This is a genomic window from Gracilibacillus sp. JCM 18966 (assembly GCF_055392695.1).
This window is the reverse complement of sequence record NZ_AP043883.1, coordinates 2,008,996-2,034,327: the sequence shown is the minus strand read 5'-3', so window position 1 is coordinate 2,034,327 and position 25,332 is coordinate 2,008,996. Positions and strand designations below refer to the sequence as shown.

The 25,332-nt window shown below is 38.6% G+C and carries 23 protein-coding genes and 2 riboswitches; of the genes, 1 reads left to right on the top strand and 22 read right to left on the bottom strand.

What is annotated here, in order from left to right; translation table 11 throughout:
* Positions 1-87: 87 nt before the first annotated feature.
* From purH to ACZ5N5_RS09715, 13 genes are all read right to left on the bottom strand, one after another.
* Positions 88-1,623 (bottom strand): bifunctional phosphoribosylaminoimidazolecarboxamide formyltransferase/IMP cyclohydrolase, encoded by a 1,536-nt coding sequence (purH, locus tag ACZ5N5_RS09775; protein ID WP_277678903.1) that lies wholly within the window; start codon positions 1,621-1,623, stop codon positions 88-90.
* A 2-nt stretch (positions 1,624-1,625) separates the two neighbouring features.
* Positions 1,626-2,204: a phosphoribosylglycinamide formyltransferase gene (gene purN / locus ACZ5N5_RS09770; protein WP_054788019.1), complete on the bottom strand. Its 579-nt coding sequence runs from the start codon at positions 2,202-2,204 to the stop codon at positions 1,626-1,628.
* Positions 2,197-3,225: a phosphoribosylformylglycinamidine cyclo-ligase gene (gene purM / locus ACZ5N5_RS09765; protein ID WP_277678902.1), complete on the bottom strand. Its 1,029-nt coding sequence runs from the start codon at positions 3,223-3,225 to the stop codon at positions 2,197-2,199. The genes purN and purM overlap by 8 nt, the downstream gene beginning before the upstream one ends.
* A 161-nt stretch (positions 3,226-3,386) precedes the next feature.
* On the bottom strand, positions 3,387-4,799 hold the full coding sequence (purF, locus tag ACZ5N5_RS09760; RefSeq protein ID WP_277678901.1) for an amidophosphoribosyltransferase: 1,413 nt from the start codon (positions 4,797-4,799) through the stop codon (positions 3,387-3,389).
* Complete coding sequence (purL, locus tag ACZ5N5_RS09755; protein ID WP_464368358.1) at positions 4,775-7,003, bottom strand: phosphoribosylformylglycinamidine synthase subunit PurL; 2,229 nt, start codon at positions 7,001-7,003, stop codon at positions 4,775-4,777. Before purL ends, purF begins: the two co-directional genes overlap by 25 nt.
* A complete protein-coding gene (purQ, locus tag ACZ5N5_RS09750) occupies positions 6,987-7,670 on the bottom strand; it encodes a phosphoribosylformylglycinamidine synthase subunit PurQ (protein ID WP_054788021.1) in 684 nt (227 codons plus the stop codon). The genes purL and purQ overlap by 17 nt, the downstream gene beginning before the upstream one ends.
* A complete protein-coding gene (purS, locus tag ACZ5N5_RS09745) occupies positions 7,667-7,918 on the bottom strand; it encodes a phosphoribosylformylglycinamidine synthase subunit PurS (RefSeq protein ID WP_054788022.1) in 252 nt (83 codons plus the stop codon). Before purS ends, purQ begins: the two co-directional genes overlap by 4 nt.
* Positions 7,915-8,628: a phosphoribosylaminoimidazolesuccinocarboxamide synthase gene (gene purC, locus ACZ5N5_RS09740; RefSeq protein WP_464373711.1), complete on the bottom strand. Its 714-nt coding sequence runs from the start codon at positions 8,626-8,628 to the stop codon at positions 7,915-7,917. The genes purS and purC overlap by 4 nt, the downstream gene beginning before the upstream one ends.
* A gap of 13 nt (positions 8,629-8,641) precedes the next feature.
* Positions 8,642-9,937, bottom strand: coding sequence for an adenylosuccinate lyase (purB, locus tag ACZ5N5_RS09735; RefSeq protein ID WP_464373710.1), 1,296 nt, complete (start codon positions 9,935-9,937; stop codon positions 8,642-8,644).
* An 11-nt stretch (positions 9,938-9,948) separates the two neighbouring features.
* A complete protein-coding gene (gene purK, locus ACZ5N5_RS09730; protein ID WP_464373709.1) occupies positions 9,949-11,079 on the bottom strand; it encodes a 5-(carboxyamino)imidazole ribonucleotide synthase in 1,131 nt (376 codons plus the stop codon).
* Entirely contained in the window at positions 11,066-11,557 is a 492-nt protein-coding gene (gene purE, locus ACZ5N5_RS09725) for a 5-(carboxyamino)imidazole ribonucleotide mutase (protein ID WP_054788023.1), read from the bottom strand. Before purE ends, purK begins: the two co-directional genes overlap by 14 nt.
* Before the next feature lie 318 nt (positions 11,558-11,875).
* A riboswitch (purine riboswitch) is annotated at positions 11,876-11,974 on the bottom strand.
* A gap of 83 nt (positions 11,975-12,057) precedes the next feature.
* Entirely contained in the window at positions 12,058-12,225 is a 168-nt protein-coding gene (locus ACZ5N5_RS09720) for an NETI motif-containing protein (RefSeq protein ID WP_245902402.1), read from the bottom strand.
* A complete protein-coding gene (locus ACZ5N5_RS09715; RefSeq protein ID WP_054788025.1) occupies positions 12,212-12,811 on the bottom strand; it encodes a DUF2179 domain-containing protein in 600 nt (199 codons plus the stop codon). Before ACZ5N5_RS09715 ends, ACZ5N5_RS09720 begins: the two co-directional genes overlap by 14 nt.
* 116 nt (positions 12,812-12,927) lie before the next feature.
* Between ACZ5N5_RS09715 and ACZ5N5_RS09710 the strand changes: the two genes are divergently transcribed.
* Positions 12,928-13,359: an Hsp20/alpha crystallin family protein gene (locus ACZ5N5_RS09710; protein ID WP_054788026.1), complete on the top strand. Its 432-nt coding sequence runs from the start codon at positions 12,928-12,930 to the stop codon at positions 13,357-13,359.
* A gap of 50 nt (positions 13,360-13,409) precedes the next feature.
* Here ACZ5N5_RS09710 and ACZ5N5_RS09705 read toward each other — a convergent pair whose 3' ends face one another.
* From ACZ5N5_RS09705 to ACZ5N5_RS09665, 9 genes are all read right to left on the bottom strand, one after another.
* Positions 13,410-14,549 carry a mannitol-1-phosphate 5-dehydrogenase gene (locus ACZ5N5_RS09705; RefSeq protein WP_054788062.1) on the bottom strand — a complete coding sequence of 380 codons (1,140 nt, stop codon included), beginning with the start codon at positions 14,547-14,549 and terminating at the stop codon, positions 13,410-13,412.
* A 5-nt stretch (positions 14,550-14,554) separates the two neighbouring features.
* Complete coding sequence (locus ACZ5N5_RS09700) at positions 14,555-16,636, bottom strand: BglG family transcription antiterminator (protein ID WP_464373708.1); 2,082 nt, start codon at positions 16,634-16,636, stop codon at positions 14,555-14,557.
* 97 nt (positions 16,637-16,733) lie between these two features.
* Positions 16,734-18,644 carry a PTS mannitol transporter subunit IICBA gene (locus tag ACZ5N5_RS09695; protein ID WP_109985811.1) on the bottom strand — a complete coding sequence of 637 codons (1,911 nt, stop codon included), beginning with the start codon at positions 18,642-18,644 and terminating at the stop codon, positions 16,734-16,736.
* A 261-nt stretch (positions 18,645-18,905) separates the two neighbouring features.
* The gene (locus tag ACZ5N5_RS09690; protein WP_464373707.1) at positions 18,906-20,204 is read right to left on the bottom strand and encodes an NCS2 family permease; all 1,299 of its coding nucleotides are present in this window, start codon (positions 20,202-20,204) and stop codon (positions 18,906-18,908) included.
* A 114-nt stretch (positions 20,205-20,318) separates the two neighbouring features.
* Positions 20,319-20,421, bottom strand: a riboswitch (purine riboswitch).
* Between the two features lie 95 nt (positions 20,422-20,516).
* A complete protein-coding gene (locus ACZ5N5_RS09685) occupies positions 20,517-21,086 on the bottom strand; it encodes a DUF3267 domain-containing protein (RefSeq protein ID WP_464373706.1) in 570 nt (189 codons plus the stop codon).
* Between the two features lie 28 nt (positions 21,087-21,114).
* Positions 21,115-21,588, bottom strand: a complete 474-nt coding sequence (locus ACZ5N5_RS09680) for a 2-thiouracil desulfurase family protein (RefSeq protein WP_054788029.1) — start codon at positions 21,586-21,588, stop codon at positions 21,115-21,117.
* A gap of 655 nt (positions 21,589-22,243) precedes the next feature.
* A complete protein-coding gene (locus ACZ5N5_RS09675; RefSeq protein ID WP_464373705.1) occupies positions 22,244-23,431 on the bottom strand; it encodes a GTP-binding protein in 1,188 nt (395 codons plus the stop codon).
* Between the two features lie 161 nt (positions 23,432-23,592).
* On the bottom strand, positions 23,593-24,123 hold the full coding sequence (gene dcd, locus ACZ5N5_RS09670) for a dCTP deaminase (RefSeq protein ID WP_464373704.1): 531 nt from the start codon (positions 24,121-24,123) through the stop codon (positions 23,593-23,595).
* 16 nt (positions 24,124-24,139) lie between these two features.
* Positions 24,140-25,330, bottom strand: a complete 1,191-nt coding sequence (locus ACZ5N5_RS09665) for a GTP-binding protein (protein WP_464373703.1) — start codon at positions 25,328-25,330, stop codon at positions 24,140-24,142.
* Positions 25,331-25,332: the final 2 nt, after the last annotated feature.

The following is a 25,332-nucleotide window of genomic DNA, read 5'->3' as shown; positions in this document are numbered from 1 at the left end:
TGCATAGGCTTTGTTAAAAAACTTAAATTCCTTTTTATGATGCTTCCTATATGAAAGGATTCCCAAGTACTTGGGAATCCTTGTTTCTTAATGCTTAAAGTGACGCATCTTAGTAAATACCATCGCAATTCCGTGTTTATTACATTCATCGATAGAATCCTGGTCACGTTTGGAACCACCTGGCTGGATGATTGCTTTAATTCCTGCTTTTGCTGCATTTTCAACCGTATCCGGCATCGGGAAAAATGCGTCTGAAGCAAGCACAGCACCTTTAGCTTTGTCACCAGCTTGTTCAAATGCAATGGCTGCAGCACCAACCCGATTCATCTGTCCTGCCCCTACGCCAACTGTTTGATTATCTTTTGCTACTACAATCGCATTGGATTTCACGTGCTTCACAACATTCCATGCAAATAGTAGATCATCGATTTCCTCTGCATCTGGTTTTCGATCTGTCACTACTTCTAAATCATCAGCAATCACACGTCCATTATCACGATCCTGTACGAGTAATCCACCAATGACACTTACCACTTTTTTCGAATCATCTCTATTCACTTCCATTGGTGTTTCTAATAAACGAATGTTCGGCTTTACGGTTAAAATTTCAAATGCTTTCTCTGAAAAGCTTGGAGCGATGACGATTTCTAAGAAAATATTCTTTAATAGATTGGCCGTTGCCTCATCCACTTCACGATTCAATGCTACAATGCCACCAAAAATAGAAACTGGATCCGCATCATAGGCCTTTTGGAATGCTGATTCAATGCTAGAACCAATTCCAACACCACAAGGGTTCATATGTTTGACCGCAACGGCTGCTGGTTGCTCATCGAAATCTAGCACAATTTCTAAAGCTGCATTGGCATCCTGGATATTATTATAAGAAAGCTCTTTTCCATGTAATTGTTTCGCATTCGCAAGGGATGCGCCTTTAACATTCCCTGTTTTGTAAAAGGCAGCCTTCTGATGAGGATTTTCTCCATAGCGAAGGGTTTGCACTTTTTCAAATGTTTGGGTGAAGGTTTCGGGATCCTCCTCACCAGTAATATCCACAAAATAATGAGCAATCATCGCATCATAATTGGCCGTATGACGGAAAACTTTTGCTGCTAATGTTTTACGAAACTCTACCGTACCACCATTATTGCCAAGCTGTTCTAAGACAGCATGGTAATCGTCTGGGTCAACAACCACTGTTACATCACGAAAGTTTTTGGATGCTGCACGAAGCATTGTTGGTCCACCAATATCGATGTTTTCGATCGCATCTTCTTCTGTTACATCTGGCTTAGCAATCGTTTCTTTGAACGGATAGAGATTCACTACTACGACATCAATTGGAGCAATATCACGTTCTTCTAGCTGCTTTACATGGGAGTCTTCATCTCTTCGAGCCAGAAGCCCTGCGTGGATGTACGGATGGAGTGTTTTAACACGTCCATCGAGAATTTCCTCGAAATTGGTTACGGCAGAAACCGGTAATGCTGGAAGACCAGCCTCCTTTAATGCCTTTAACGTTCCACCTGTTGAGATTAATTCATAGCCTAATTTGTCTAAGCCCTCTGCAAATGGAATTAAGTTACTTTTATCAGATACACTTAACAATGCACGTTTTTTCAACATTATTCCCCTTTCAAAATCAGTTGTTGTATCGTTTCTGGGTAGAGCTTGTGTTCTACTCTTTGAATGGCTTGCTGCAGATCCTCTTGTGTCATTCCTTCTTTGATATGAACAGCATCTTGGGCGATGATTTTTCCAGTATCCATTCCTGAATCAACATAATGGATCGTCACACCGGATACCTTCACACCAGCCGTAAATGCTTGTCCAACCGCATCAAGTCCTGGAAAGGCTGGAAGCAATGATGGATGAATATTAATGATTTTACCTTCAAATGGTGCTAATAAGGTGTTACCGATCAAACGCATGTATCCCGCTAAGATGATCCAATCAATTTCTTTTTCCTGCAATACTTCGACTATCTTTGCTTCAAACATTTCCTTACTTGCATATTGCTTTGGATCAAATACAAACAATGGTGTTTGGTTTACTCTTGCTTTGTCTAACACCTTTGCATTCGGTTTATCACAGACGAGTAATACAACCTCTGCATCTAGTTTACCATTTTGAGTTGCTTCGATGATAGCATCATAATTGCTTCCAGTGCCTGATGCAAAAACAGCTAACTTTGCTTTACTCATTTGTAAAACTCACCCCAGATTCATTCGTCACCTCACCGATAATATAAGCTTTTTCTCCGATGTCTTCCAATAACTGAAGTGCCATATGTGCTTCGTGATCCTCTACGATGATCGCCATACCAATTCCCATATTAAATACACCATACATTTCGGTTAATGATAAATCGGCTTGTTTTTGTAAATAAGAAAAAATGGCTGGTACTTCCCAGCTACCTTCTTCTAGCTTCACACCTAAATTTTTAGGAAGTGCACGTGGAATATTTTCATAGAATCCGCCACCTGTTATATGGCTAATTCCTTTAATCGTTAAGTCTAACTTAAGCTGTTGTATGGCTTTGACATAAATTTTGGTTGGAGTTAATAAAGCTTCACCAAGAGTAGATCCTAGCTCTTCAATTGTTTCATTCAAATGTAAGCCATTCTCATCTATTATTTTTCGAACTAATGAAAAACCGTTAGAGTGGACGCCTGATGATGGAATACCAATGATTTTATCTCCAGCTTGAATATCCTCACCTGTAATAATTCTTTTTTTGTCCGCCATTCCAACGACAAAGCCTGCTAAATCATATTCCCCTTCATCATACATTCCAGGCATTTCAGCAGTTTCTCCACCAATAAGTGCTGCATTGCTCTGTACACAGCCATTGACTATTCCTTTGACGATTTGCTCTATTTTTTCTGGCTCATTTTTTCCACAAGCAATGTAATCAAGGAAAAATAACGGGTCTGCGCCTTGTGCAACAATATCGTTCACACACATCGCGACAAGATCCACTCCAACTGTATCATGTTGATCTAGGGCAAATGCTAGTTTCAGCTTTGTACCAACACCGTCCGTTCCAGAAACTAGAACTGGTTCCTCATATGAAAAATTACTCAGATCAAATAATCCAGCAAACGCACCAACTCCTCCAATTACTTCAGGACGATTGGTTTTAGCGATATGTTTTTTCATTAAATCGACAGCCTTATAACCAGCGTGGACATCGACTCCAGCGTCTTTATAAACATCACTCATCGTCATACTCCTTTAATATTAGAGGGCAAATGAATAGCTATAAGAAACCCGCCACTTTTATACATTTACCCGCCATTTTTTTAATTTTTTTCGCCACTCTTGGGTAGTTTCCCGCCACTTTTCTGTTTATTCCCGCCACTTATGGGCAGTTTTCCGCCACTTCAGTCTTTATAAGCTGGTATAACCGTGTCAGGATATATCTCTGTTGGATAATTTCCGGTAAAACATGCTTGGCACACACCATGATCCTTTATATCACGGTCAGCAACGATCGATGCTTCTAATCCTTCTGTTGATAAAAATGCAAGGCTATCTGCACCGATGATTTCACGGATTTCTTCGATAGAGTTATGAGATGCGATTAATTCCCCTTTTGTCGAAGTATCAATCCCATAATAACAAGGATTTTGAATTGGTGGTGAAGCAATTCGAACATGGACCTCTGTCGCACCAGCTTCCTTCAATAACCGCACAATTCTACGACTGGTTGTTCCACGTACAATCGAGTCATCGACCATCACTACACGCTTACCTTCAACAATACCACGAACGGCAGATAGCTTCATTTTCACACCTTGTTCGCGTAGCTCTTGAGATGGTTGAATAAAGGTACGACCAACATAGCGGTTCTTAATAAGGCCGAGTTCATATGGAATACTTGCTGCTTCAGAGAAACCAATTGCTGCGGAAATACTGGAATCAGGTACACCTGTCACCACATCTGCTTCTATCGGTGCTTCTAATGCAAGCTGTTTTCCCATTGTTTTTCTGCTTGCATGCACATTTAATTCATTTAAGTCACTGTCTGGTCTTGAAAAATAGACATATTCCATTGAACATAATGTTCGCTGTAATGGTGAGGTGAATTGGAACGAACGAAAACCTTCTGCATCGATAACAATTAATTCACCAGGCTTTACTTCGCGTTCATATGTTGCACCAATTAAATCAAAGGCGCACGTTTCTGATGCGACGACATACGCATCACCTAAACGACCAATGGATAAAGGACGCAATCCTCGTGGGTCCAAACCGATAAACATTTGCTCCTCAGTTAGAATCGAAAAAGCATAGGCTCCTTTTATCATACTAAGCGCAGAACCAATCGCTTCTTCTAAAGGTACATTTCCACTCCGCTTAATTAAATGGGCAATAACCTCCGTATCAGAAGTAGTCTGTAGAATGCTTCCTTGTGCTTCGAGCTGACTCTTCAAAGCATGGGCATTTACCAAATTGCCATTATGAGCCAAAGCCATACTATTTTTTTGAGAACGGAACACAAGTGGCTGAACATTTTCAAAGCCTCCACCACCTTGTGTTGCATAACGTACATGGCCAATGGCAGCATGTCCTTTTAATGAGGAAAACTTGTCCTCTGAAAAAACGTCATTCACAAGCCCAACGCCTTTGTGAACATGGAGCTTCTTCCCATCAGTTGTGACAATTCCAGCCCCTTCTTGTCCACGATGCTGTAGAGCATGAAGACCGTAATACGTCATTTCTGCTGCTTTTTCATGTCCCCAGACAGCAAATACTCCACATTCCTCATTTAAGCCTTTGATTTCAGCAAGCACGGGATAGCTCCTTTCCACAATTGTTGTAATTCTTCCACATCTTCCTGCATTATTTCTTCTCCATTATTAGTTATTACTAATTTCCCATTATGAGATACCGATCCAATCCATTTCGCATCTGCCACTGCTTTCTCAAAAGCTTCACGATTTTCTTTGTTCACAGATACTAAGAAACGAGATTGAGTTTCACTAAATAATCCTGCAGTTAAATCGCCCTCAACCATGATTGTTGCACCAAACCCTTTTTTAGTAAATAGACTTTCCGTAACAGCTACAGCGAGTCCACCTTCTGCTAAATCATGTGCAGACACGACTAAACCTGCACGAATGGCTTCTAGTAATTGGGATTGACGTTGTGTCTCTATATCTAAATCAATGGTAGGTGCTTTGCCGAAGTATTTCCCCTCGAGTATATTCTGCAGTTCACTTCCACCGAATTCTGCTGATGCTTCCCCTATCACATAAATTAGATCACCATCATTTTGGAAATGGGATGGAGTAATATGAGAAAGTGATTCATGTAAACCTACCATTCCAACAATTGGTGTCGGAAAGATCGCTTGACCGTTTGATTCATTATATAAGGATACATTTCCACTAATAACTGGTGTATCGAGCTTTGAGCAAGCTGTACTCATTCCATCTACACTTTTTTCCATTTGCCAAAAGTTTTCTGGTTTATCTGGATTTCCGAAATTCAAACCATCCGTGATCGCTAACGGCTTTGCACCAGAACAAACGATATTTCGTGCCGCCTCGGCCACAGCAATTTGTCCACCAACCTCTGGGTCTAAATGAATATAACGAGAATTACAGTCAATGGTCATCGCTAGTGCTTTGTCATAGCCACGTACTCGAATAACGGCAGCATCAGACCCAGGAGAGAATACCGTATTTGCTTGTACCATGGAATCATATTGGTCATAAACATATTCTTTACTTGCAATGGTTGGCTGTTGCAATAGCTTTCGAAGCATTGCGGCATAATCGTCTATGACCGGTTTATATGAAGGCATGCTTTGATTTTCTTCATAAAAAGCGGGTACCTTAGACTCTTTATAAAAAATCGGTGCATCCTCTGCTAGACTATCAACAGGGATATCTGCAACCACTTCACCTTTGTGCAATAGACGGAATTTTTTATCATCTGTTACCGTTCCAACCGCTACCGCTTCTAGTCCGTATTTTCTGAAAATATCGACGATCTCCTGCTCTTGTCCTTTTTTCACACATAAGAGCATACGCTCTTGAGATTCAGAGAGCATCATTTCATATGCTGTCATATTTTCTTCACGCTGTGGGATTAAGTCTAGATTCATTTCCATTCCCATTCCAGCCTTACTTGCCATTTCACTAGCAGACGATGTTAACCCTGCTGCCCCCATATCCTGAATACCAACTAAAGCATCTGAATGAATGACTTCCAAACATGCTTCAATTAATAATTTTTCCATGAATGGGTCCCCGACCTGTACGTTGGAGCGTTTGCTTTCAGAGTCTTCTGACAGATCCTCAGAAGCAAAGGTAGCCCCATGAATACCGTCACGGCCTGTTTTAGACCCAACATACATAATGGTATTACCAAGACCTGCGGCAATTCCTTTTTGAATATCCTTTGTATCAATTAATCCGACACACATAGCATTTACTAGAGGATTCCCTTCATAACTGTCATCAAATTGTACCTCTCCACCGACAGTTGGAACCCCAACACAATTTCCATAACCAGCAATTCCATGTACCACTTCTTCGAATAGATATTTCACTCGACCTGTATTTAAATTACCAAAACGTAAGGAATTCAGAGAAGCAATCGGACGGGCTCCCATTGAGAAGACATCACGAATTATACCACCTACACCAGTTGCAGCTCCTTGATATGGCTCCACTGCTGATGGGTGATTATGACTTTCTACCTTAAACACGACACCCTGTCCATCTCCAATATCGACAACACCTGCACCTTCCCCAGGTCCTTGAACTACCTGCTTACCTTCTGTAGGGAATTTCTTCAATAAAGGCTTTGAGGTTTTATAGCTACAATGCTCTGACCACATAACAGAGAAAATTCCAATCTCCGTAAAATTCGGGCGACGACCCATAATTTCTTTAATCATGTCGTATTCTTTATCTGTTAAACCCATTTCACGGTAGACTTTATCTTTTTCTACCAATTCTGGGGTGATTTCAGGCGCCTGCAACATAATTTTCCCTCCAGTTCGCTAACATTGATTGGAATAGTTTCAACCCATCAGCACTGTTTAATAATGCTTCCACTGCACGCTCCGGGTGTGGCATCATGCCAAGTACATTCCCTTTCTCATTTGTGATTCCTGCAATATCGGCTACAGAACCATTTGGATTAGTTTGATAAGTAAACACAATTTGATTATTTTCTTTTAATCTAGCAAGCGTTGCTTCATCACAATAATAGTTTCCTTCATTGTGAGCGATTGGTACAGAGATGACTTCTCCTTGCTTATACTCACTTGTGAAAATGGTCTGATTATTTTCTACGACTAAATTCTCAAAATGACACATGAATTTCAAATTCTTATTGCGTAACATGGCACCTGGTAATAAACCTGATTCTAATAAAATTTGGAATCCATTACACACTCCTAGGATGGGTACACCAATTTCTGCTTGTGTTTTTAACTGTGTGACAATATCTGACGTCGAAGCAATGGCGCCACATCGTAAATAATCCCCATAAGAGAAGCCACCAGGAATCAAAATGGCATCATAACCATCAAGCTTGGCCTCTTGGTACCAAACTAATTCGGCTTCTTCTCCAAGTGCATCCTTGGCTGCATAGTACATATCTCGATCACAGTTGGAACCCGGGAACACTACAACAGCAAACTTCACTGTGTAACACCCTCCTCCACTGTGTATTTATAATTCTCGATAACTGGATTGGCTAATAGCTTGCTGCACATTTCTTCAATTTGGTGTTCAATATTGGCGTCATCAGCAACGGTTAGCTCTAAATATTTCCCCACACGTACCTCTTCGATATTTTCATAGCCTAATGTATTTAAAGATCCTTGTACCGCTTTACCTTGAGGATCTAAGACACCCTCTTTTAATGTAATATGCACCTTTACTAATTTCATTGTATTGCCTCCAGTCTAGTTAATATTTGATCATAGACAGATATGAGATCACCTAGGTCCTCTCTGAAAACATCCTTGTCCATTTTTTCTCCTGTTCTTACATCCCATAAACGGCACGTGTCAGGACTTACTTCATCCGAGAGTATAATTTCACCAGTTTTATTGCGACCAAACTCTAATTTGAAGTCAACAAGCTGTAGATGGATTTCTTTGAAAAAAGCTTGCAATTTTTCATTGACACGAAGTGCCATTTGTTTAATTTGAGCTAACTCATCCTCTGTAGCATCTGTTAGAAGTAAGGCGTGGCTATCACTAATAAACGGATCGCCTAGCTCGTCTTTTTTATAATAAAATTCAACAAGTGGTGGATGAAAGGTCGATTTCTCCTCTATTCCAAGTCGGCGAACAATACTTCCCGCTGCTACATTGCGCACTACTACCTCTAGGGGAATAATTGTTGTTTTCTCTACTAATTGTTCTGTTTCATTTAATGCTTCTTTAAAATGGCTGTTCACGCCATTTTTCCGGAGATATTCGAACACTTTAGCAGAGATTAGATTATTGTAGCGACCTTTGCCTTCAAAGTTTGCCTTTTTCTCTCCATTAAAGGCTGTTGCATCATTTTTATAGGATAGGACGAGTAATTCATCGCTATCCTTTACTGTAAAAACTTGCTTTGCTTTTCCTTCATATAACAGCTTGTCCTTCATTCTTACTCACTCCTTATGCTAAGCCGATTTTTTTGAAAATTTGATCAACATTTTTCAAATGATACGTATAATCGAAGCAATCGTCTAATTGCTCCTTTGTCAATGTGCTCGTAATTCGTTCCTCTTTCTCAATCAACTCACGGAAAGGAGTAGCTGTTTCCCATGCTTTCATGGCATTTGGTTGAACCATATCGTAAGCCTCTTCACGGCTCATTCCTTGATCAACCAAGGAAAGCAGCACACGTTGTGAGAAAATAACGCCATAGGTTCGGTCGATATTGCGCTTCATATTTTCTGGAAATACGGTTAGATTCTTCACAATATTACTAAATCGATTGAGCATATAATTGAGTGCAATCGTAGCATCTGGAAGGATGACACGCTCTGCAGATGAGTGAGAAATATCACGTTCATGCCATAATGATACATTTTCATAGCTTGTCATCATATAACCACGAATGACACGGGCCATTCCCGTCATATTCTCCGAACCGATCGGATTCCGTTTATGTGGCATAGCAGATGAACCTTTTTGACCCTTCGCAAAAAACTCCTCCACTTCACGTGTTTCTGTTTTTTGTAATCCACGAATTTCTGTAGCGAATTTTTCAATGGATGTGGCGATCAAAGCGATTGTGGACATGTATTGTGCGTGTCGATCACGCTGTAACGTTTGTGTTGATACAGGTGCAGGAGAAAGCCCTAAGTTTTCACACACATATTTTTCAACAAATGGATCAATGTTTGCATATGTTCCCACTGCTCCAGAAAGCTTTCCAGTTTCCATAACCTTTGCTGCAGCATCAAATCGTTCGAGGTTTCGCTTCATTTCTTCATACCATAGTGCCATTTTCAAACCAAAGGTTGTCGGCTCTGCGTGCACACCATGCGTACGTCCCATCATGACGGTGTGTTTATGCTCGATTGCTTTTTCCTTTAAGATATCAATAAAGCGAACAATATCCCGGCGAATAATTTGATTCGCTTGTTTTAGCATATAAGATAAGGCTGTATCGACAACATCTGTTGAAGTTAGTCCATAATGGACCCACTTACGCTCTTCTCCTAATGTTTCCGATACAGCACGAGTAAAGGCAACGACATCATGACGCGTATCCTGCTCAATTTCAAAAATTCGTTCGACATTAAATGATGCATTTTCTCTAATTTTTTGGACGTCCTCCTTTGGGATAAATCCGAGTTCACTCCATGCCTCACATGCTAATATTTCTACCTCTAGCCATGCCTTAAAACGATTTTCATCAGTCCAAATCTTAGCCATTTCCTCACGTGTGTAACGTTCAATCATCTGACTTCCTCCTAATTCGATTCAATTAACTTTTTTTCTACTAAATCATTATATATGGTTAAAGCATTGTCCCCAATAAATGTTGCATGTCCCATTTTTCTTAATGGTTTATTTTCTTCTTTACCGTACATGTGCACGTGTGCTGGAGTTAATTCGTCCATTTTACGGAAAAAAGGTTCTATATCCTTACCTAGTAAATTAAACATCACTGCTCCACCATGTGCATAAACCGGGATTAGTGGTAGTCCACAGATTGCTCGAATATGCTGTTCAAACTGTGATACATTACATGCCTCGATCGTATAATGTCCTGAGTTGTGTGGCCGAGGGGCCAGTTCATTAATCAATATCTCATCCCCTACCACGAACATTTCGATAGCAAAAGTTCCCACAACACCGATTGTTTCCGCAATGGCCTTTGCTGCCTTTTTAGCTTTTTCAGCAATATGACCTGCTACTCGAGCTGGTGCGATCGTTGCATGTAATATATGATCGCGATGAATGTTCTCTGCAACTGGGAAATAACTGATATCCCCTGCTTGTGACCTTGTAAAAACGATAGAGATTTCTTTATCAAATGGCACCCATTTTTCTACGATCAATTGATCTGTTGCAGACAGCATTTCTGATGCTTCCTTTATATCCCGTTCATTGGTTAATTTGACTTGTCCCTTTCCGTCATAGCCTCCGCGACAGGTTTTTACTACAGAAGGATAGCCAAGCTTTTCGACTGCCTTCTCTACTTGTTGTACTGTTTGTACGATTGCAAATTCAGCAACAGGCTGGTTGCTGTCTACCATTGCCTTTTTCTCTAATTCACGATCCTGAGTCACCTTTAGAGAATTGGCACCCTGTGGCAAAATCCCCTTTGCTTCTAAAAACTCTGCTGCTGTTAAATCGACATTTTCAAATTCATAGGTAACAACGTCACATTTCTCAGCAAGCTCCTTTATGGCATTCATATCGTCATATGCTGCGACAATTTGTCCACCTGAAACTTGTGCAGTTGGGCAATTAGGAGTTGGATCTAGTACAATCACATGGTAACCCATATGCTTTGCGACGGTAGTCATCATTCTGCCAAGTTGTCCTCCACCGATAATACCGATCGTTCGTCCAAATAATAATCTATTGTTCTGCAAGTTCTTCCCTCATTTCTGCTACCTTCTCGCGCATCTGTACTTGATAATTTGCTAATGTAGCTGCCACTTGTTGATCAAATGCCCCAATCATTTGTGTAGCTAATATCCCTGCATTCTTAGCACCAGCCTTACCAATGGCAACTGTGGCAACCGGAACACCACCTGGCATTTGTACAATGGATAATAATGAATCAAGACCGTTTAAGCTTTTGGTTTGGACAGGAACACCAATGACAGGCAATGTCGTTTTGGCAGCAACCATACCTGGCAAATGTGCTGCCCCACCAGCACCAGCAATGATTATTTTTAAGCCCTTGTCTCTTGCATTTTCTGCATATTGAAACATATCCTCTGGGGTACGGTGTGCAGAAATCACTTCTTTTTCATAGGAAATACCTAATTCATCTAATACCTCACATGTATGCTTCATCGTTTCCCAGTCGGAGATGCTCCCCATTATAACTCCTACTTGTGCCATACTTTCCCCTCTTTCTTCTATATTTAAGTACATTAGAAAAATCTCGCATTCGCTCGTCCTTTGGCGAATGCCTAGTTTTGCTTATACTTGGTATCTTAAAATTTCAACTACGTCGAAAGCTACTGTGTAGAAATTTTATACTTTCCTAACGTAAAATAAAAAGCCTATTCGGTCTCCTCCTGTAATAAGAGAAGATGAATAGGCTGAAGTGTAACTTTTTTGCCATTTAATCTCGTTTCTTTTACAGGTTAGATGCTCATTCATTTTTCCGAACATTTCGTTCCTTATCGATCACCCCGTAAAAGCAAACTCCTAACGCTTTTTTACATCTTCCCTCATAGTCCATCTTTTACGGTGATGGGTAGAAACTCTTGGGCCATATTCCCAAATTATATGAGGTCATCATTTTCAATTGTAAGATTTTTTAACTCTACACATATGATAACAAGTCCATTTCCCTCTTGTCAATAAAAAATCGAACGTTAATTAACATAATTAAATTAACGTTCGTGTTTTGACAAAATGGCTTCAAATTGTATGATTCGATCAATTGGTTGGATTTTGCTACCTACCTCTTCAAAGATCGGCTTTTCTATTCTTCTAATCGGTTGATAGCCCTCTTGCTTTATCCGTTCTAAACAGCTAGCAATGGTTTCATTTTTCTTCACTTGAAAGTATTTCTTCTGATTGTTTTTGTTCTTCTTTTTCGACACTTTTTCTGATCTTCCCCTTTCTTACTTGCTTCACCCAGAAGCCTCCGTGAATTTGCTTCGGTTCGTAAGCAATAATAAATGCTTTGGGATCAATAGATTTAATTGTTTCATAAAGATGAAGCTCATATTTTCTTGGTGATAGTATTTGCATTGATAAACGGTCACCATCCATTCCATAAGCATACCAGCTGGTGACGCCATAGCCTTTTGCTCTGAGCTGTTTCGTAAAGGAAATGTCTGGATTCGATGAAATAACATTAACGGTAATATAACCAAGTGCCAGTTTTTCTTCAATCATTGACCCTATTATCACACCAAGTCCATAGCCTAGCCCATAAGCAATTAGATTTTGTATTTCTCCAAGATTATCTAACACTAACCCAAGTCCGAGGGTATAAATGACAATTTCAAATGTACCAATCGTTCCCGCAATATATCTTCTTCCTTTTAATGTAAGAATAACACGTAATGTCGATAAGGATACATACACGATATTAATAGCCATAATAATCGTAACCATTATAAGTGCATTTTCTAGCATAAAAATACCTCCTTAAAGGAACAGGATCATTTCTCTAACATAACATAATAACAATTAGGCGGAATCATTTTATCATATAAAACTTACTTATCATAGTACAAAATGGAGGGAAAATGATGGATCCATTTCAGCAAATGCACGAATGGAAAAATAATATGGATCAATTCTTCGGTGGGAACTTTTGGAATGAGTTTGAGCATATTATCAAACCTCCCATCCCAGCAATTAATTTATACGAGCTAGACAATGAATTGATTGGTTATATTAGTTTACCCGGTATGGAAAATAGTAAGCAAATAGAAGTATATGTAGACGAGTATGTCTTGGAAATACGAGGACAGCTATCTCCCATCAAACAAAGTGGCAAGATGCATCATCAAGAAATATTACAAGGAGATTTTTCAAGAAAAATAGACCTCCCTTTCGCTGTGAGAAAGGACCGTGTAAGCGCAAATCTTCGTAATGGACTGATGTGTATCCATTTGCATAAGAAAATGGACAATACTAGGAAAAGAAAGAGAGTAAATATTGAAAATGAGGAGGAGTAACCAGGATCTAAAAAAACGGTCCAGCAAGACGATACTGAACCGTTCCTTATTTACCCTTTTAATAACGCATATTGTTTGATAACTTCTTGTGTAATGTCACTATCCTTAGGAAGTTTACTTACATCCTCTAACACTTTCGCCATTCCGTTTTCTTTGATCATTGATTGAAGCTTCATCGCTTCTTCGTCCTCTTGATAATCAAATAATAGTGCAGCAGCAATAGCCTTCGCTAAGTTCGTAAATGATAGACCAGCTTTTTGCGCTTCTGTTGCAGGGCGAATTAGTCGATCCTCGGGTCCTAATTTTCGGATCGGTGCACGCCCTACTCTTGTAACCCCATCTTGAAGATAGGGATTTTTAAACCTTTTAATTATTTTCTGAATATATTCGTTATGTTCATCTGCCTTTAAACCATACTGTTTAACTAAGTAATCACCAGTTTCCTTTAATGTTGCTTCGACTTGTTCCTTAATGGCTTCATCTGCTAACGTTTTATCAATGGTTGACTTCCCGTTCAAGTAGCCAAGGTATGCAATGACGGCATGCCCTGTATTAACGGTAAATAACTTTCTCTCAATAAAAGGGGCAAGCTCAGATACGATAGTCATCCCTTCAACTTCCGGAATCTCTTCCTCCGTCTCGACTACCCACTCGTAATATGGTTCGACCAACACATCTAAAGAATTATCTTCCTGTATGGGAACGATACGATCGACAGCAGAATTAAAGAAATATACTCTCCCTGCTAGTCTATCTTTTGTGTCTTCATCAAGATTATCTAATATGTGCTGCTTCAATATGTCAGTTGCACCTATCTGGTTTTCACAAGCAATCACATACAGCTTTTCATCTGTTTGATACACTCGTTCCGAGATACCTCGTGCAATAAGTGGTGCAATTCGAGGCAAAATATTCGGTCCGATAGCAGTAGTCAAATAAGTAGCACCTGTAATTTCCTCGATCACCTTATTTTCCTGTGTCATGTTATTTAAGCCCGCTACATTCTTGATCGTAGTTGTTTCATGTTGGTCTGTTGCTAATTTTACCTTGTAGCTCTTCTGTTCATTTAAAGAATGAATGATTGATTCTGCAATATCTACGAAGGTAACATGGTAACCTGATTCAGAGAATAAAGCTCCAATAAAACCTCTTCCAATGTTTCCAGCACCAAAGTGGACGGTCTGTTTCATTATAATCATTCCTTTATCCATTTATTTTCGAGGTAGTCTGAAAATAACTCCTCTAATTTCTCTCTAATCATTGATTCACTCGAAGAAGAAAAAATCATCATCGCCTCGTCACTTTCTATTAGACTCGTACTTATGAGACTTAGTATTTCTTGTTGTTTTGTACTTAACGTTTCAGGTGATAACATCAATAGTAGGTTTTTTAACTGTACTTCTGTGCCATCCATTCCTTTAATGACACAAGGATTATCTAGATGACATATTTGAAAAATAAGTTCTTGAATACCGTCATATCGACAATGATAAAGCCCCATATTGGTATTAGGAATTCCCAATCCTCCCATTGTTTCTCTTTCCGCTAACTTTTGTAAAACTTCTTCTGCATTAGAGACTAACCCTGCTTGTTCCAGTCGTTCGGTCATCTCTCTTAATACTTGCAAATATCCAGCGTTCGATCTCCTGTATAAACGGAAGTTATTCAGAATTGCTTCGATACTAGAATGTACTTCCTCCATTTCCTGCAACACATCTTGCAATTTGGATGGCTGGAGGTTAAAATTCTTGCTATTGTTATTTTTCATATATTCATTTTTACTTGTTAACTGTCGTATATTATGCTGCAAAAAGCTTCTTATCATTTGAATATCTTCGTCGTTTAATAGTGGTGATACTAATATATAGTTCAGATCATCAAACGGAAGCTTTACAGTGGAAATAACCATATCAAACACATTTAATTTCGATTTCTCTATTTCTTTAATTGATTTTATGTCCACTGTGTTAATTTCCGCAAATTCTTTCTGAATACGGCTTGCTAGCATCTTAGATGTACCTATTCCTGTAGGACAGATAATAACCGCACGTATCGCTGTCTTTTCCTCATTCATTAATAATGCAGATCCGAAATGAAGCACAATAAAGGCAATCTCATCCTCTGGAAAGGAGATATCATTAAATTCCTTCTCTAAACTATTTCGAACTGCCATAAATAACATAGGATATTTCTTTTTTATTTCCTCGGTTAACGGATTAAAAAAGCCCATCTGATGCTTTAATCGAAAAATCGAGGGCTCCATATGAGCAAGCAATCCTTGGAATAACGAAAAGTCCTTAGAAAGATCAATGTGAAGTTGCTTGGAAACATCTTGAATGATGTTTCTAATCAGCTGTCCTAGCATAATACTGTCATAATCAACTGTATCCGAATCCTGCAATTTGGATCCTTTTAAAACAACAGCTAAATAATAAACATCTTTATGAGTTAACGGAATCGATAATTTCGATCTTATATGTTCTGCTAGTTGGCTAATTTGTTGAAAGGTTCGGGTAGATTCCTCATACAATACTGGTTCATCATCCTCTAAAAGAAAATGATTCTCTACTCGTTGGAGAGTAATCGCCGTGTGGACGATAAATCCTAAATAGTCATTATCCGCTAAGCGTGTCTGCCCCTTGTCAAATAAATGATGAACCATTTCATCAATGGTGAATAAATATTGAGAAGAAAAATAGCCTAGTATCGGACCTTCTAGTAGGTGATGCTTTTGTAATAGATATAAGCTTTCTAATAACTCTTCATGAAAATGAAATAAGAAATAGGTAGCGAGAGCTTTACGCTTATTTGCTTCTCTTCCAGCTAAGCTTACACCAACACCTCTTTTTCGATTCAATTCAATAGAAAAGTTATCTAACCATTTCGTTAGATCATCCAGATAAGAAGAAAGCTTTGTAACACTAATTCCGAGCTGTTTTGCCAGCACTTGTGTCTTAAAAAAAGAGCCTTCATGTAATAAGGTAATAAGTAACTGTAATTTTTTTTCTTCTGGTGTTTCATCTGTCGGATGGACATGGTATAAATTTTGGGTCAGTTTGAAAATATGTTCATTTTTTCCATCAATCATTAAACCATCATTGGGTGTTCGCTTCAGCTGTAGCTCGAAGGAATGTAAGATATTCTCCACAGCTTTTAGATCACGCTGAACAGTCCTTACACTAACTTGTAGGTAATTGGCCAATGACTGTGGTGTGTGTTTACCAGAAGTTTTTATTACTAATTCAATGATTAATTTTTCTCTTGACGTTATAAACATTCTACCCTCTCGTTTCTTTTCCAAAATGTCCTTAGGGTGAATATAGCAGATAGCAGAATAGAAAGATGGACCTACCCCATCTTTCTACTCATTACCATCATTTACTATTAATTATAGCTAACAATTCCTTCGCTGTTTTTGCTTGCACCATCTGTTCAATATTTTCTTCATCTGAACAAACTACGGCAATACCGGAAAGGATGTCTAAATGGGTACCGTCTTTTCCTGCAATACCGAAGATTAACTTCGCTTCCTTGCCATCAAAATCCACCCCATTTGGAACCTGAAGGACTGTAAACCCTGAACGTAATACAGCCTTTTTTGCTGCTTCTGTACCATGTGGAATGGCAACATGATTACCCATATAGGTAGATGTTATGTTATCGCGCTCTATCATTGCCTCCACATAGCTTTCTTCTACATAGCCTGCTTTCACTAACACTTCACCAGCAAATCGAATAGCGTCTTCCTTTGTATTGAATTCTTGATTAAGGAAGATATTTTCTTCCCGCAATAGATCGTCATCATCGTGCTCGTGATCTTTACCCGTTACCTCTGCTTCTGTTTCTTCTACCACTTCAGATAACTCTTCCGTGACACCATTTTGCAAGCTGTCAATTAGCTTGTCATATTCGGGACTTGATAAGAAATTATCAACGGAAATATGATAAGCATTGGGTAATTTCTCTTTTGCACGAGGCGTTAATTCTTCTTGAGTAATAACAACCTGTGCATCACCTGGCAGGTTACTAATTGCTGTATTGGTGACAGAAACGTCAAGATCAGCAGATTTCACTTTTTTACGTAATAATGATGCCCCCATAGCACTCGATCCCATTCCAGCATCACAAGCAAATACAATTTTGTTTACCTTATCAGGAAGTGTTCTTGAATTAGATTGAAGTGCCCCTGCCACAGAGCTTTTCTTCCCTTTCATTTCTTGCATTTTTTGTGTTGCTTCTTCTATATTTTCGTCATCTTGTTTACTTGATTTTAGCACAAATCCAGCAACAACGAACGAAATAATCGTAGCTACGATAACAGCAGCAAAGTTTGCGATATAAACACTTGCTTTTCCAGGGGTAACTGCAGCAATTGCTAAAATACTACCAGGAGATGCAGGGGCTGCTAATCCTCCACCTAAAAGTACTAATGTTAGTATTCCACCCATACCACCTAAAATAACCGCAAATAATAGCATTGGGCGCATTAATACATATGGGAAGTAAATTTCATGGATACCTCCAAAGAAATGAATAATTCCTGCACCAGGTGCGGATTGCTTTGCAGAACCTTTTCCAAATAGCATAAAGGCTAATAAAACACCAAGACCTGGACCAGGGTTTGCTTCTAATAAGAATAGAATAGACTCACCTGTGCTTCTCGCCTGTTCTAAACCTATTGGAGAGAGAATCCCATGATTAATTGCATTATTTAGGAATAATATTTTGGCAGGTTCAATAAAGATACTTGTTAATGGTAAAAGACCTGCACCAATTAACCAATCTACTCCTGCAACAAGTAGTTGAGTAAAACCATTGACAGCAGGACCAATAGCCAAGAAGGATAGAATGGCAAGAAGTCCTCCGAGAATACCCGCCGAAAAATTATTTACCAGCATTTCAAAGCCAGATTTAATTTTACCCTCCACTAATTGGTCAAACTTTTTAATCACATAACCACCAAGTGGACCCATGATCATGGCACCTAAAAACATCGGTGTATCTGGCGCACCGACAATAACCCCCATTGTCGCGATAGCACCTACCACACCTCCACGCTGGTCATGAATCAATTTACCACCTGTGTAACCGATTAACAATGGTAGTAGGTAAAACACCATTGGATCCACTAATTTTGCAAGGTTTTCATTTGGAATAAAACCATCTGCAATAAATAAAGCAGTAATAAGCCCCCATGCTATAAATGCACCAATGTTTGGCATAACCATCGAACTTAGAAAATTACCAAACTGCTGGACTTTTACTTTTATATTTGACTGAGCCATTATCTTTCTCCTCTCCGTCTAATTTTCCTATTCATCAATTCTAATCATAGGACACCGTTATGCTATCTTCAAGATACTTGAAAACTAATTTTGTCGCATAGCAGGTGACAAATCTATTTTTTCTCTATAAGAAGAGATTTATGCAGATTCAAATTATGCACATTAGTGCTTATTATGAAAAGCTTTCTTCTTTATTACCCTAATACTTCTTCTTCAAACAACGCAAAAGGCCTCGGCATAATGCCGAAGCCTTTTCAACTATTAATGTAAAAATCCAAGATAAAGAATAAAGATCACGAACAGCCCCCACATAACTGGGCTGACTTCTTTTATTTTTCCTTTTGCAACCATAGTAATTGGATAAAAGACAAACCCGACTGCGATACCTGTTGCTATACTATAGGCAAGTGGCATCATGATAATCGTTAGGAATGCTGGTACTGCAATATCAAACTTGTCCCAAGGTATATCCTTTAAAGAAGATGCCATTAATACCCCAACAATGATTAAGGCTGGAGCTGTTACAGATGGTGTGACGACATTTAATAATGGTGAAAAGAATAGTGCTAATAGGAATAAAATCGCTGTGACAACAGAGGCGAACCCTGAGCGACCACCAGCCCCAACACCTGTTGTAGACTCCACATAAGAAGTAGTAGTTGATGTACCTAATGTTGCTCCAACTACTGTTGCAGCAGAATCAGCAAATAATGCTTTTCCTGCTCTTGGAAGCTTATTATCCTTCATTAAACCCGCTTTTGATGCCACAGCTACTAGAGTACCTGCTGTATCAAAGAAATCGACGAACAAAAAGGTTAATATAACGACAAGCATTTGAATCGTAAAAATATCACCAAGATGAGTGAAGGCAGCCCCAAATGTTGGCTCAATACTAGGAACTCCACTTATAATTTTATCAGGTAATGGGATTTGGCCAATAATGATTCCAACAATTGCTGTGATCACCATCCCATAAAACACGCCACCTTTAAAACCTATTGCAATTAAGATAACTGTGGCAAATAGACCAATAATGGCTAATAACGTTTCAGGATTGGTTAGATCACCAAGTGCTACTACTGTACTTTCATCAGATACAATAATTCCTACATTTTGAAACCCTAGAAAAGCAATAAAAAGACCGATCCCTGCTCCAACTGCCATTTTCAAATGAGCTGGAATGGCATTAATTACTTTTTCACGGAGACCTGTTAAGGTTAATAGGATAAAGATAAGTCCTGAAACCAATACTCCTGCTAATGCTGTTTCCCAAGGAATACCATAGCCTAATACAACGGTATAAGTAAAGAACGCATTTAATCCCATACCTGGCGCAAGAGCAATTGGATACTTTGCGAGTACACCCATAATTAATGTACCTATGGCAGCGGCCAATGCAGTGGCAACATAAACCGCACCCTTATCCATGCCAGTGCCATCGGAAAGCATTGAAGGGTTAAGGAACAAAATATAAGCCATAGCTAGAAATGTAGTTATACCAGCTATCGTTTCTTTACGATAATTCGTTTCAAGCTGCTCAAACTCAAAAAACTTTTTCATCTATTTTTTCCTCCCATTTCATCCATCACCCTAGTTTTGCTGAAATAAAAACCCCTCTGGACATGATCCAAAGGGGTTCCTATTACAAGTAGATGAAGTTATTATCCTATTAAATAATAACTTCATCCTCCTCGTAGTCAGAGCATTTAACGGTGCTCTGGTAGAAACTTTTGAGCCATATTCCCAATATTATACGACGGAAGGTAATGATTATTAAATTATAATAAATTCAATTCATATCATACTAGGCTAGCAAAGATTAGTCAATACTAAAACCGAATATTTATAAATATTTTCTGCAGAATGTTCGCTTTATGCTGTTTCCTCATAAATATCTATTCCCACCTCGGTGTCTTCTATATAAATTTTACCTTTTTTACGTGTAAGCAAGTAGCAATAATAAAAATCACCAACACAGCCCGATGTATGACAAGCAAATAATAGATAGAGAAAGGTAGAATCAATACCAAATAAACTGATAATGGAAAGCAGTGCACTAATGATTATAAATGGCATGATAATGATGATAAAAAACGGAATTCTCGGATAGATCGAGCCAGGGCTGGCTGCATACGCCATCCCATTCTTAAAGCCGAATTTCACCTTACTTTCCGGCTTAAATACTTTAAAAAACAAGCCATGGATTAATTCATGTAATACGAGAAGAACGATAAAACTGGCACAGAATAACAGCACCCTTAATACCATGTATAATATAAATAGTAATGTTTTTTCTTCTTTTGGAAATATCTCAAACTCTCCCATAGCATAAATGCCAACAAGCACTAAGCCTAAAAATATTACCAATGCCCAAATATTTAACCAGATAATCAATTTATTATTTGTAAGCAGATTAATTTTTTCTATCACTTTTAGATTCATTGCTTCCTCCTAAATTTGAACTATTGCTCTATTCTAGCCCCTGCAAAGATGACAAGTCAGCAAATTGTTCTTCCGAAATTACTTTTATTCCATTTCTAAGTAATAATGCAGAAGTAACACCCATTCCCTTTTGTTTTTCACCAATGAAATTACCATTATAAATCATGGAGCTGCCACAGGATGGACTGGATTCCTTTAAAACAACAATGGATGCATTTATTTTTCTAGCTTTATTCAGAGTAGCATAAGCACCCTTGATATAAAGTTCCGTAACATCTCTTCCAGATTTCTCGATTACTTTAGCCTTTCCATCAAGTACATCTTCTCCATTACCACCTACAATTTCTGCAGGTTCTCGTGGGGTTGAAAAGCCCCCTAGTAATTCTGGACATATTGTAACAGCTTTCTTTTCTTCTACGAGTTTTGCAATTTTACTATTAAAACTGTTTGTACCATTATATCTTACATTTAAGCCTGCTAAGCAGGAACTAACTAATATCATATCTCTATATCCCCTTTAGCATAATTTTTTGACAAACAATGTATTACCTATCATTACCTTACCAAAACTAGAACACACCAGGGGAAGGAGCACTAGAAAAATTCCTCCAGTAACTAGTATTGCTCTAATTTTTATGCCAGCAGTTAATCCTCCCCACTCCGAACATTTTGGAAATAATGACAATCATTATTTAGTTTCTTAAACTCCTCGTTTCACTAGCTATAGTAAGTACCTTTTCTCTTTTACTCCATATAAAATCTCTTCAACACAGATTAATTATATCATTTGTAAATGTTCGATTAAATGCTCATAAGCCATTTGATCTCAAACTACATATAAGTTTTATAAAGAAAAAAACCAATAAATATGAGATATTTATTGGTTGCCATGGAGAATATAATGTTTATGCCTAATTTCTTCTCTATTGATTACGGATGATAGATAATCTCTATCCACACATCATTCGCTCTAATTTTACTGAAATGGATATTATGGTTCATATGTTTACATAGATAGTTTTTCATCCAAAGTAGATTTTACTGAACCATTAGGTCCAATCAATGCAACGAATTGACGCTTATCTATATGAAAAATTCACAGACTAATTGTCCACTCTTTTTCATATTTAAAAGAACCGTTTTTTACTTCTACAATTTTAATGCCCACTCTCAGTAAATGCTGGCAATGGATCATTAAATTTATTCCAATCCTGTTTCATTTCTTCATCTGTTAGCAAGCATTGATCCAATCCCTTAATGATCTCCTCTTCATCCATATTCATACCGATAAACACTAACTCCGTCATACGATCCCCATATTCCACGTCCCAGCGCTTCACTAACTCAGGTTCCTTATTCAAAACTTCCATTTGTTCTTTTTCAGGATAAGTGGCAACCCACTTTCCTACACCCTGAATAGAGAGGGAGGTACCAGCCTGTGATAATAAACCAGATATCTCATTTCTTGAAGCTAACCAAAAGAATCCTTTGGCTCGTACAATACCTGTCGGCCAATTTTCTAACCAGTTCATCCACCGTTCAGGGTGGAACGGTCTGTCCCTCCGGTAAACAAAGGAGTAGATGCCGTACTCCTCACTTTCAGGTACGTGTTCCTCATTTAGTTCTTTGATCCATCCCGCTCCTTGGCTTGCTTTTTCAAATTCAAACAATCCCGTATTCAGGACAGAATCCAGCGGAATTCTGCCAAAAGTTGTGTCGATAATATGAGCTTCAGGGTTTAATTGCTTCAGAACTGCTATTAATGCTTCTTTATCCAATTTTTTTACTAAATCCACTTTATTTAAAAGGATAACGTTTGCGAATTCTATTTGATCAATTAATAGATCAATTACTTCTCTAGCATCTTCCTCATTTGCTCCTTGATTACGATCAAGTAAGCTTTCTCCTGATCCATAATCCTCCCAAAAACGACTTGCATCGACCACCGTCACCATTGTATCCAATCGACATAGCTTGCCAAGGTTGATTCCAAGCTCCTTATCCTCATAGGAAAAGCTTTGAGCAACAGGAATTGGCTCTGATATCCCTGTCGACTCAATCACAATATAATCGATATTCAGCCTAGAAAGCTTTTCTACCTCTTTTATTAAATCTTCTCTTAATGTACAGCAAATGCATCCGTTCTGTAGTTCGACCAATTTCTCTTCAGCACGTCTGAACCCACCTTGTTTCACCATATCAGCATCTATGTTCACTTCACTCATATCATTCACTATTACAGCTATTTTAAGATCCTCTCTATTGTGTAACAAATGATTTAATAAAGTGGTTTTTCCTGCCCCCAAATAACCACTTAGCACGGTAACTGGTATTTTATTTTTCAATCTCTTTACCTCCTAATCGTTTAGTGTAATGGGTTCAGCTGTTTTCCTATCACCTGCGATATTTATTGAGACTTCCAGGCAAAAGTACCAACATATTTTTCGAAATTTCTCCTATCCAAGAGATCTACCTGTAAAACATGTATTGCTCTGCCTTCTTCGCCTTAATCCAAATATACCCGACTAGCTGTGGCCCCTTCTTGAAATAAATATTTCCCGCTATATCCTTCTGTAGCTTGATCAACATGCGCTATGACCAATTGACAGACCCGCATCCCGACTTTTAATTGAACAGAGACACGATTTGCATTAAATAACTCTAAGGTGATCTGGCCAGAGAAGCCCGGATCGATCCATCCTGCGTTTTGAATAAAAACACCAAGTCTTCCGATAGAACTTCTCCCTTCAACAAAGGCCGTTAAATTGTTAGGCAAGCGAATTTGCTCTAACGTTGTTCCTAATAGAAAGGTTTTAGGTGGAATCGTGATAACTTCTCCATCTGTTACTTGCATTTCATGATAATTTGCCGGTTCGTTGACGGATAAAAAAGGAGTAGACATATCATCCACTACTAAAAAATGCTTTCCTAAACATAGATCAATAGACGCTGGTTGTATGTTTAATTCCTCAAAAGGAATAATACCCACTTGTTCCTCATATATTAATTGTTTAATCGTTCTTCCTGATAAAATCACCTGTTCTCACCCCTGATTACGAAATTCGCCAATTGTATGGGTTTCTAAATCGTGACCAGTCTTCCGACATCTCTGACTCTGTTAATAGACAATGATCTAGCTCACTAGTTATCTCCTTAACATCTAAGTCCATTCCGATAAATACAAGCTTTGTATGACGATCTCCATATTGAGGATCCCATAAATCTTTGACTTCAGGATTATTCCTTAAAATTTCCTTTTGTTGACCTTTTGATAAGGAAGCTACCCAATAGGCTAACGGTTCAACCGACACTGATGGACCAGCTTGTGATAGCAATAAAGCTAAATCATTATGAGTCGCACACCACATCACACCTTTTATCCGAACAATTTCTTTCGGTAGATCTTGATACCAGCTCACTAATCGTTCCGTGTGAAAAGGAAGTCTGGATGTATAGACGAATGAACCAATGCCGTACTCCTCTGTTTCAGGGGTATGATTTTCTACTCCTGCATTAAGTTCCTTCAACCAGCCTGCCGATTCACTAGCTCTTTCAAAGTCAAACAAACGTGTATTTACTATTTCTTTTGGATCTACCCTACTATGAACTGTACGGATAATTTTCGCTTCAGGCTGTAACTTTCGAATGACTTTCTCTAGCTTCTGTAAATCTACATCTTTAACTAAATCTGTCTTATTCAAAACAAGAACATTACAAAATTCAATTTGGTCAAGTAACAAATCGGCAATATTACGCGTATCTTCCTCACCTACTGCTTGTTGTCTCTCCAGCAAGCTGTCTCCTGAACCAAAATCATGCCAGAAACGATTAGCATCGACAACGGTAACCATCGTATCCAAGCGACAATATTTCGTTAAATCAATCCCCATTTCTTTATCAATATAAGAGAAGGTTTGTGCAACCGGGACAGGCTCACTAATTCCTGATGATTCAATCAAAATATAATCAACGTCCCCTTTTTTCACGAGTCGCTCCACTTCTACCAATAAATCTTCTCGTAATGTACAGCAAATACAACCATTAGACATTTCTACTAATTTCTCTTCTGTACGGGAAAAGCCACCTTGCGATTGAACAAGCTCACTATCAATATTGACTTCACTCATGTCATTGACAATCACTGCCACCTTCAATCCTTCTCGATTATGTAAGACATGATTTAATAACGTTGTTTTACCAGCACCTAAATATCCACTTAGTACAGTAACAGGAATCTTTTTCATCT

Bases quoted from the DNA above. Each gene is read 5' to 3' on its own strand.
- purN (WP_054788019.1), bottom strand. From the start codon at position 2,204: ATGAGTAAAGCAAAGTTAGCTGTTTTTGCATCAGGCACTGGAAGCAAT.
- purM (WP_277678902.1), bottom strand. From the start codon at position 3,225: ATGAGTGATGTTTATAAAGACGCTGGAGTCGATGTCCACGCTGGTTAT.
- purL (WP_464368358.1), bottom strand. From the start codon at position 7,003: ATGTTGCAGGCGCCTGAAATCACCCCAGAATTGGTAGAAAAAGATAAA.
- purS (WP_054788022.1), bottom strand. From the start codon at position 7,918: ATGAAATTAGTAAAGGTGCATATTACATTAAAAGAGGGTGTCTTAGAT.
- purC (WP_464373711.1), bottom strand. From the start codon at position 8,628: ATGAAGGACAAGCTGTTATATGAAGGAAAAGCAAAGCAAGTTTTTACA.
- purB (WP_464373710.1), bottom strand. From the start codon at position 9,937: ATGATTGAACGTTACACACGTGAGGAAATGGCTAAGATTTGGACTGAT.
- purE (WP_054788023.1), bottom strand. From the start codon at position 11,557: ATGGCACAAGTAGGAGTTATAATGGGGAGCATCTCCGACTGGGAAACG.
- ACZ5N5_RS09715 (WP_054788025.1), bottom strand. From the start codon at position 12,811: ATGCTAGAAAATGCACTTATAATGGTTACGATTATTATGGCTATTAAT.
- ACZ5N5_RS09710 (WP_054788026.1), top strand. From the start codon at position 12,928: ATGGATCCATTTCAGCAAATGCACGAATGGAAAAATAATATGGATCAA.
- ACZ5N5_RS09705 (WP_054788062.1), bottom strand. From the start codon at position 14,549: ATGAAACAGACCGTCCACTTTGGTGCTGGAAACATTGGAAGAGGTTTT.
- ACZ5N5_RS09700 (WP_464373708.1), bottom strand. From the start codon at position 16,636: ATGTTTATAACGTCAAGAGAAAAATTAATCATTGAATTAGTAATAAAA.
- ACZ5N5_RS09695 (WP_109985811.1), bottom strand. From the start codon at position 18,644: ATGGCTCAGTCAAATATAAAAGTAAAAGTCCAGCAGTTTGGTAATTTT.
- ACZ5N5_RS09690 (WP_464373707.1), bottom strand. From the start codon at position 20,204: ATGAAAAAGTTTTTTGAGTTTGAGCAGCTTGAAACGAATTATCGTAAA.
- ACZ5N5_RS09685 (WP_464373706.1), bottom strand. From the start codon at position 21,086: ATGAATCTAAAAGTGATAGAAAAAATTAATCTGCTTACAAATAATAAA.
- ACZ5N5_RS09680 (WP_054788029.1), bottom strand. From the start codon at position 21,588: ATGATATTAGTTAGTTCCTGCTTAGCAGGCTTAAATGTAAGATATAAT.
- ACZ5N5_RS09665 (WP_464373703.1), bottom strand. From the start codon at position 25,330: ATGAAAAAGATTCCTGTTACTGTACTAAGTGGATATTTAGGTGCTGGT.